Source organism: Luteibacter sp. P4_E6 (assembly GCF_056401535.1).
This window is the reverse complement of sequence record NZ_JBFUJE010000146.1, coordinates 1-8,600: the sequence shown is the minus strand read 5'-3', so window position 1 is coordinate 8,600 and position 8,600 is coordinate 1. Positions and strand designations below refer to the sequence as shown.

Here is an 8,600-nt window from a genome sequence, read left to right as displayed (position 1 = left end):
CTGCCAGACGGTGGCGGCTTTGGGTCGGCAACGGGAGCGGGCTTCGGTGCCACAGCCGGTTTTGGGGTTGGAACCGGAGAGGGTGTGGGTTTCGGTGCCACAGCCGGTTTTGGGGCTGGAGCCGAAGAGGGTGCGGGTTTCGGCGTCGGAGTCGGCGGTGTGGCCGGAGCCGCGTACGTGCAGTTCACCTCGAGCCGAATGGACTCCCGCACCCTCGCTCGCATCCCCGGCACGGCCCAGCTCATGAGATGGACCGTGGTACGTCCCCGATACGTACCGAACGGCAGGTCCGGGTTGTGTTCGGCCCTGACGACGGCGCGCAGTCTTGTGGAATTCTGGTGGTCCCGGCCCTCCGCCTCCGAGGGTTGGTCCCAATAGGTGTCCTTACCGAATCCATCGCTTTGAAACACCCGGCGACGCAGCTGACAACGGATGATCTGCTTCTCTCCGTTGGTGTCCACGACCTGGACGTTCAGAAAGTCTGCAGTCCCGTTCAACGAGAGCGACGTGGACCCTTCCTCGGCGGACATCGCGACGTAGGCGTAGTCGCATGGCAACGAAGGATCGGGAGGGGATTCCAGTTCGGATACCTCATCCATCTTCACGCGCAATGTGGAGCACTTCGGGATATCGAGCATGAGTTCCGGAAACGTGGTCGCTGTGCTCGATGCACCGCTTCCGTCGAGTGACGCCTTGAATACGACCCTTACCTGCGCGTAGTCACCGAGCTCTTCCAGATAGTCATGTGGGATGGTTGCCTCGATGCCTTGCAACACCTCGTCAAGAGTGACGGGTTTGCTGGATGCTCGCAGCGAGCGGGGCACGGAGGTGCCATCCGCTCGTGTTCCCAAACACTGTAGCCAGATCCGCTGGCCGTTACGAATAGAGGGCCAGGGCGCGATCGTAAGGGCCGCACCGTTGGGAACGTCGCGTCGGTCAACGGCGTTCAGGCCACGAGCGTCCAGCGCACGCGGGGTCGGGTAGACGGTGGCGTCGACAGGAACGTCGGTTGGAAGGTCTTCTTTACCGGTCTGAGCGGGGGGTGACACGTCCCCTGTGTCCTTGCCAGGTAGTGACGCGAGCAAGCCGTCCACTTTCTCCTTGAACTCGATGCCACCCCAGGCTGCGGAGTAGTCGAGATGAATTTCTATATCGGCGATCTGGCCGCGGAGGGTCGTGTCGTCAAGAAGATCGAGCTTCCAGGACGAGACGGCGCCGGCACCTTCGAACAAGCCGTAGCGTCCATCCGCGAATTCGTTGCGCAGCGCGATGGTTTCCAGTGGGTCGGCGCCCGGTCGGGGCGACGCGTGCGAGAGCACCATCTGCTGGTCGCCACGCAGGTCGCGCAGGACGGCTTCCGCACTACCTTTGGTTGGGTCGTAAAGCGATTCCACGCCCATGGGATCGGCTCGATACAGAAGCGCGCTGGACGTTTGCGTGAGTACGGCGCGGATCTCCGTATCGGCGTTCAGCTTCGGAGTGGGCACCTTGGGGCTACCCTCCGCCGGCACCAACACGACCGCGAGGTATCGTATCTGGCGAAGGTAGTGACCGGGAAAGTCCTTGTCGAATAACGCTTCGGTCAAATCGAAAGATAGCTTTCCTGTGACCAGTGCGGCGTTCCATTTCTCATCGCCCAACAGGGTCTTGAGCGAAATCGTCTTGTGAATGCCCAGGCGCCGCACGTGGCGCCGTAGGAAGGCGCCCTGCATGACGTGAAGATCGTTCTGCAGAGCCTCGCCGGCGAACATGCCGCGCTGTGCGCCTTCCCATGCGGTGAGCCGTATGTGCCGGCTATCGAAGTCGCCGGTCTCAAGACGATAGCTGGCCTGAGCATCCAGACAGAGGTCGAAGACGGACTGGTAGGTCGAGGCGAACAGCTCGCCGAGGCGACCCAGCATCCAGGTGTAGGTGGATGCGGTGGCGAACCCCGTGGTTTGCACCTCGAATTCGCTACGCAACGCATTGCGTCGCATGATCGCTTCGTTGAGTTCGATCGTCGCCGAATCTGCGCGAGAGGTCTGTTCCTCCATCTGCGAGGCGAGGATGGCGAGGTCGTGTTCAGCCTGAGCCTTTTCGTGCGTCCACTCCTGGTTACGGCGTTCGTAGGCTGCTTCGACCCGGAGGTCTTCGGCAAGCAGGCGGCTGGCTTCGGAGGCGGCGTCTAGCGCATCGCCGATCGCCTGGGGTGCTCCCTCGGGCTCGCTACCACCGAAGGACAAGCCGAAGATATTCGGTAACGATGCCAGCACGCCTTCTGTAGCGAAGGTCGGCAAGCGCGCGAGCTGCAGGGCGACACCAGCAGCCGCCGTCGTCGTGCCGGCGATCTCGATCGCGCTGCGGGTGAACGCAAGCTGCCCCGTCAGATACTGAATCCGCGTCTCTATGGCCTGTTGGCTCAACTGCAGGGTGTTGCGTTCGCGTCTGGCGGTTTCGACCGCCCGTCGCTTCAGCGATATATCGAAATCGGCAAGCGCCACCAGGTTCTTCAGCTGTTCCACTTCCAGCGCGTTATCGGCTTCATGTTCATAGATTCGGAACAGGTATCTGCCCAGATCGGTAAGGCGTTCCACCGCAGACAGCGCCATGGTTATCACGTCACGAAAGCGGTAAGCCGGCATGGTGTGGAGCGATAGTAAGCGCAGGCCACTCGCCGATCCGCGACGACCGCCACTCCATCCGTCTTCCGCATCTTCGTCGCCGTAACCCAGATAGGGAATGAGCACACCGTCGATGGTGCGCCCATGGCGGAGATTCTCGAGTCGGGCCAGTAACAGCGCGCGACGACGCAGCAATGCCTGATCGACCGGCTGGACGAACAGGTCACGCGCAACCACGCCCAGCTTGATCGGTGTCCAGGGACGCGTTTCGGCGGGTTCCTGTAGCGTGCCGATGAGCTGCAGCGCCTTCTGGTAGCAAAGGTTCGCGTCACGCAGGGTGTCGGGAGTCAGCCGCCGGAACTGTTCGTCGCCTTCCTTCCGCCACAGGTCGACCAGGAACGCGTGGATGGCCTTACGGAAGTGAATGGCATTCGCGTAACCCGCCAACTCCGGTGCGTCACCCGTGTTGCGAGCCCCATCAAGGGGGTAGATGAGCGGCAGGCAGTTCCAGAAAGGGATCGGCGCCGTCGTTTCGTTCGCGCTCCCTCGGTAGGGATCGAACAGATAGCGGCTGCACCAGTGCCATGCCTCCGCGTAATGGCCTTTTTCGCGCAGGCTCCAGGCCACCAGCCAGGGCACGTGAAAGAACAGTTCCCAGAAGTACAGGCCGTTGGCACCGCGGAAGTCCACGAATCCACCACTGCCGCCGGCACGCAGCGCGGGTTCGGGCAATGTCTGCGCATCGATCGACAGCGCGGCGTCCACCGAGCGCGTCGCGCGGGCGACGAGCTGCTTGCCGAACAGGGTGTTCAGGCGAATCGGCGGTAGGTTGGACTCGTCGAGGTCAAGGTATTGCGCCTGCGCGCGGTTGCGGCGGATACGAGCGGTGCGTACGCGGTCGTCCGCCGTCAGGGTGTCCGCCTCGGTGAGGTTGGCGAGCGTGTGCGGCGCGGTGAGACGGATCCACTCCTGGTAAGCGTCGCCGGGGGGACTTGTCGTCGGATCGTCCGTAGCGCTGAGGACCAGGCGAAACGTGTAATCGGTCTCGTCGGTATTCACCGGAATGCTCGCCGCGATACGCTTGGTTCCGCGAGTGTGAGCAGCCCATAGCTCGGTCTTGATAACCACACCGGCGCTATTGCCACCGACGAGTTTCTCCAGGTCCGCCATGAGTTCACGATATCGGGGCTGTTCGCTGGCGGCGAAGCGGACAAGCGCGGTGCGAATCTCGGCAGGCAATGCCGCGCGCGTGGTGTCGGGAAGCGAGGCGCCCAACTGACCGACCAGGAGATCGATGAAGGCGTCATGCAGCTCTCGCCGGCGGGTCGCATGCATGGCCTGCAGGAACGGTAACGCGCCTGAGAGCGCGAGTTCGTTCGAGGTGCCGAATTCAATCTTCTCCTTGCGCAGCGCCTTGTAGTAATTGCCCGCAGGGATGCGCCAGGTCTCGGTGAGTGACGGTAGCCATGCGCGCAGGGTGGCGCGGTTCGTCGTTGCCAGCGTGTGCAGGGTTTCTGTCACCTTCGACGGAATGGTCGGGTATCTTTTTTTCAGATCCGCCAGGGCGGCTTCATCGGACGCTGTCTCGCCGGAAAATGGCGTGTTGCCGACCCGGATGAGTTCGGCCTTCATCGAGATGGGGCATTCCTCCAGTAGGGCGCCGCTGAGCACGCAGGGGATGTCGAACTCGGTAAATCCCGGGGATTGGAACGTCAAGAAAGTTGTTTCGGATTCTTCTACCCAGAAGGCTTTTACCTGCGCTGGTAACTTTCTCTTCTCGATCAAATCGGAGAGTGTTGTCTTTATCTGAAGTGATTTTGCCTTCACGTCGAGTGTCGGCATCATGTGCTCGATGATGCGTATCACGAGAGACGACATATCTTCGTTCTTACGCTGGTACCTCTTCAACTCTTCCTTCTTTAGGATATTGAGGTCGATGCTTTCGAACTGGATTTTCTCGCTGTCCCACGATTCGGACGTGATGGACGCCCGAAGAACGCATTCGGCGACTGCGGATTCGCCTGCGGCGTGGTTCGTCCCTCCCTCCCATACAACGAACTTGTTGATAGCGATGACGTGATCGATGGTGATAAGGTCGATGTCGTCGACGGTTCTGACCTCTCCTCGCGGTCCCGCTTTCGGCGACCATACGCCGCCGAAAGTACCGGCGATCTCGATGTGTGTTCCGTCTCTCGTGAGTGCAGCGGTTAGGCCGATACTGTGCTGGCTTCCCATTCGCAGTTTTTCGTTCAGCGCATCGATTCTGGCCTTTGCGGGCTCGGTGGCACGTTCGCCGTCCCGGGCCTTCAATTCGTACTTCGCGCCGATATAGGGATGCTGCACCACACGCGGATCCCGGAAGAGGCTGTACCAGTTGCGAACGAGTTGCTTCTCCAGCGTGCTGCCGGTTTTGTCTCCGTCCAGAAATTTCTCGTCGATCAGGAGCAAGTCACGGACGGCGAGGAAGTAATCCTTTCCGGCTGTCCACTTGCTTGTGTCTTCCGGTGTCGCCCCACTTGCGCTGTCGAACAGCATGGCCACCAGATAGGGATCGGCCTCGCGTTGGCCCTTGCGGTTCTCCATGACGATGAGGCCGGGCTGAAAGCTGCGGGTGAACAGCTTGCTTTCGGGCAGATTGACTACTTTCGCCGGTTCGGAAGCCAACCCTTCCGGCTTCGTTCGTTTACCCTCAGTCCGCCCATCCAGCGTCAGCAGGGTGTTCGACGCGCTCCAGTTGCCGTTGGTGTCCAGGTAGCTGTAGCACACGCGTAACGCGTAGTACGGGCTGACCGTGGTCTCGTTGTCGAAGGAGAGTGCGGTACTGTCTCGCTCCACCCAGACGATATATTTACGACCGTCGATGATAAGCGGCCGAATGGTCTCGATGCTGTCCCGCGAATCGTCCTCGTCGTAGCGGGCGACGGTCAGTGCGGCTGTCGCGGCACGGGCGGCTTTCTGGTCGCTACCTTCGATCTTGGTCTTCAACGCTGCTTCGAGCTCCTTCACGGAGCGTTTGGCAATCTTGGTGCGCGTCAGCGTGCCGTTGATCGGCAGTTCGATCTTCTTCCAGCCGCTCCAGGCGAGCATGCCGGTCTGCTCGTCGTTCGCCTTGACATCCATTCGACCGGATTGCCAGAAATAGTCGTAAGGCTCGATATTCCTGCGGCCGATCAGGTGAAGTTCGTCTTTGGATGGGTCGGTGCCGTCGTGATAGGCGGAGATAATCTGGGTGTTGCTGACCTGTTCGAAATCGGCGAGGTAGGCCAGCAACGTGGTGTCGATGTCGGTGGGGCGTGCCTGGCCCTGGGCCAGTTGGGTCTCCAGATCGAAGAAGGCGCTGGTCTTGCGCTCGCGGTTTGCCGGGTGGATGTAGTTCTCCGGGTAGGCCCGGCGGTCTCTATCTCGCCGCCAGTCGACATAGCGGGAGTGATAGCTACTCCATTTCTGGTTCTCTTGTTTGATATCCGCGTCAGGATTCACGTGTTTCTCGAGACCGCTGAGCAAACGGTGGATATACAGCTGGAGGCTGTCGATGGCGGCGGCCAGTCGCGTCGTTTCGGGTTCGGGGCCAACCTCCAGATCGGTCAGAAGCCACGTGGAAAGTTCATTCGTGTTGGCGAACTTCCGGCCGTCTATGTCGGTCGCTCGCGGTAGGGTCCAGGCGACCATGGCATCGCACCACGCTTTGTTATGCGCTCCCACGATGGCGTCGCGCTCGGCGGCCTCGCAGGTGGCGAGCAACAGCTGACCGGCAGCCTCCACGTCGTCGGTGGAACTTTGCGGTTCAAGACGAGCGAGCGCGAGCAACGCACCGACGGATATCGTCGTTCGTTCGGCGAGTGCCTGCAGGCGAAGTAGCCACCCGATTTGGCTGCTGGTGGTCAGGCTTCCTGCGGTTTTGTCGCCGAGGTTAGCCGCGACCGCCGCCACGGAGGATATGTCGACGCGCAAGAGCGTGGCCAGGCGCGCGGTGGGATCGCCGTTGGTCGTGTCGCGGGCGGTTGCCAGGTAAGCGAGCAGTTCGTCGCGGGCTGGCTCTGGATCGAGGCCGGAGCGAGCGACGACGTTGCTTATCGTGGCGTCCCATTCTGCGAGGCGATAAGCGAGAATCAAGCCAGGGTTCTGGGTATCGGACGGGCGCAGRTCGAAGCGCTCGCGATGTGAACGGATCGCATCGATCGTCGGCGCGTCGACGTTCAGAAGGCAGGCTAGCTTCGCCTGCCGGGCTAGCGTCCCCACCCACGCGAGGGCGCCTTCTTCGGGCGAGTGTCTGTTCCGTAGCAGTCCCACCACCGCGGTGGGCGTGGCGCCAGCCCACCGGGCCAGCGCGGCGCGCAGAAGCGGGTCGGCGATGTCGGGAAGCAAGGACTTGAGGACGTCTCCTAGCAGGCCACGTTGGCCCTCGAGCAACGGGGCGAGGCATTGCGCGACGCGCACCTTGGTTCGCTCGAACTTCTCTCTTATCGTTACCCGGTCAACATCGGTGGTATCCGTCGACGGCTCGAGCGCCGAGTCAATCATCATGTCCAGCGTGTCGCCGTCCATGTCGAACACGGTGTCCTTGAACATGCCACCGCTATCGATCAGTGATGACAGCACTTCGGTCGGGGGGCGTTTGGCATCTTCTGCAAAGGGCATCTCGAGGAAGGCGTCTTGCAGGCGGCTATTCGTTGCGGTATGCGCCAGGAGGGACATCTCGGGAATGCGACGAATCAGGTCGGTCGCCTGAATCGTTTCATGGCTCAGTGCCGTGGTGAGCGATGTGGCGTCGAGGTGGTTCCCACCACGCCCGCCAAGCTGACGAAGCTGACGAAGCCAGTCGGACAGGTTGATCAGGGTGACGATCGCATCGACGATATCGAGCGTCTCGTCGGTGTTCCCGCGGGAGAGCCTCGGCTCCCCGGCGAGCTGGGCAAACAAGCCGGGGTGCGTCTGCTTGAACAGACGCAGCAGCGCCAGACCTTCCTTTTCGTTCAGGCCAAGCCAGCGTGGCACGACGACCATGCGGTGGCAGGCGGAGATGAGTGACAGGTTACGGACGGGGGCCAGGATCTTCCTCGCCTTGGTCGCCCATCTGAGCATGTCTGAGAGCGTGTCGACACCGATAGCCAAGCCGGCGCAAAGGCGCTGCATCGTCGGATCGCTGCTGGCATTGACGAACGGCTCGCCGTCCATGGTGAGTCGTGTAGCCGAACCGGCAAGGTCGCTGCAGCCAGCGCCGGGACGAAACAGTTTGTCGTAGTAAGACGTATCGCGTCCGGTGGCGTAGGGGGATATTTCATGCAGGACGGCTCCGTAGGCGTCCAGGTCCACCCGGCGGCTGTCGCGGAGATGGCAGTAGAGGCCCAGGGCGCGCAAGGCATGGACGTCGATCTGGAAATTCTCGTCGACGCGCTGGGCGCCGAAGATGGCCTGGAGAAGACGATCGAGCGCCGCAAAGGGCAAACCGGTTCCGTTATGCAGGCGGAGCATCGCTTCGATGCGATGGATATGCCCGGTGCTGAGGTTCTTGATGCGTGTGCCCCCTCCTGCCTTCTCGTCTGCACTGAGGCCTAGCGCCGGCGTCCTGCCGTCGTTGACGAAGCGCGCGCCGAAAGCGCTGCTATCGGCTTGTCCGTCGGGTTTACCCTCCGTGCTGACTGTTACCGAGGTGTAGCTACCGGCGTCCGGAGCCTTGGCGACGCCGTTGACGGCAAGCAACTGCCGAAGGCGTTTGCGGTTCAGACCAGTCAGTTTCAGAAACGTTGCCGTATCAGCAAGGTCTGCCACTGTGCTGTTCGCCGGCCACCCCAGGCCCGTCCACAATGCACGGTCGGTCAGCGGCTGAGCTAGCTGTAGCGCCCTGAGTTGCGCCGGCGCGAGCCCTGTGCAGAGGGTAAGCGCGTTACGCATGGAGGCGTTGACGACCGTCCGATGGGAAAAATTGGGATAGTCCTCGTCGGTCTGGCGCAGCAATTGCCAAGGGTGCTGGCGTTTGCTTCGTAGCACCTGGATCACCAG

Annotated in this window: 1 protein-coding gene; it reads right to left on the bottom strand. The window is 61.7% G+C overall.

Going from position 1 to position 8,600, the window contains the following annotated elements:
- On the bottom strand, positions 1–8,600 hold an 8,600-nt coding region (locus tag AC1DT2_RS10925), incomplete at both ends, for a Tc toxin subunit A-related protein (protein ID WP_477296215.1).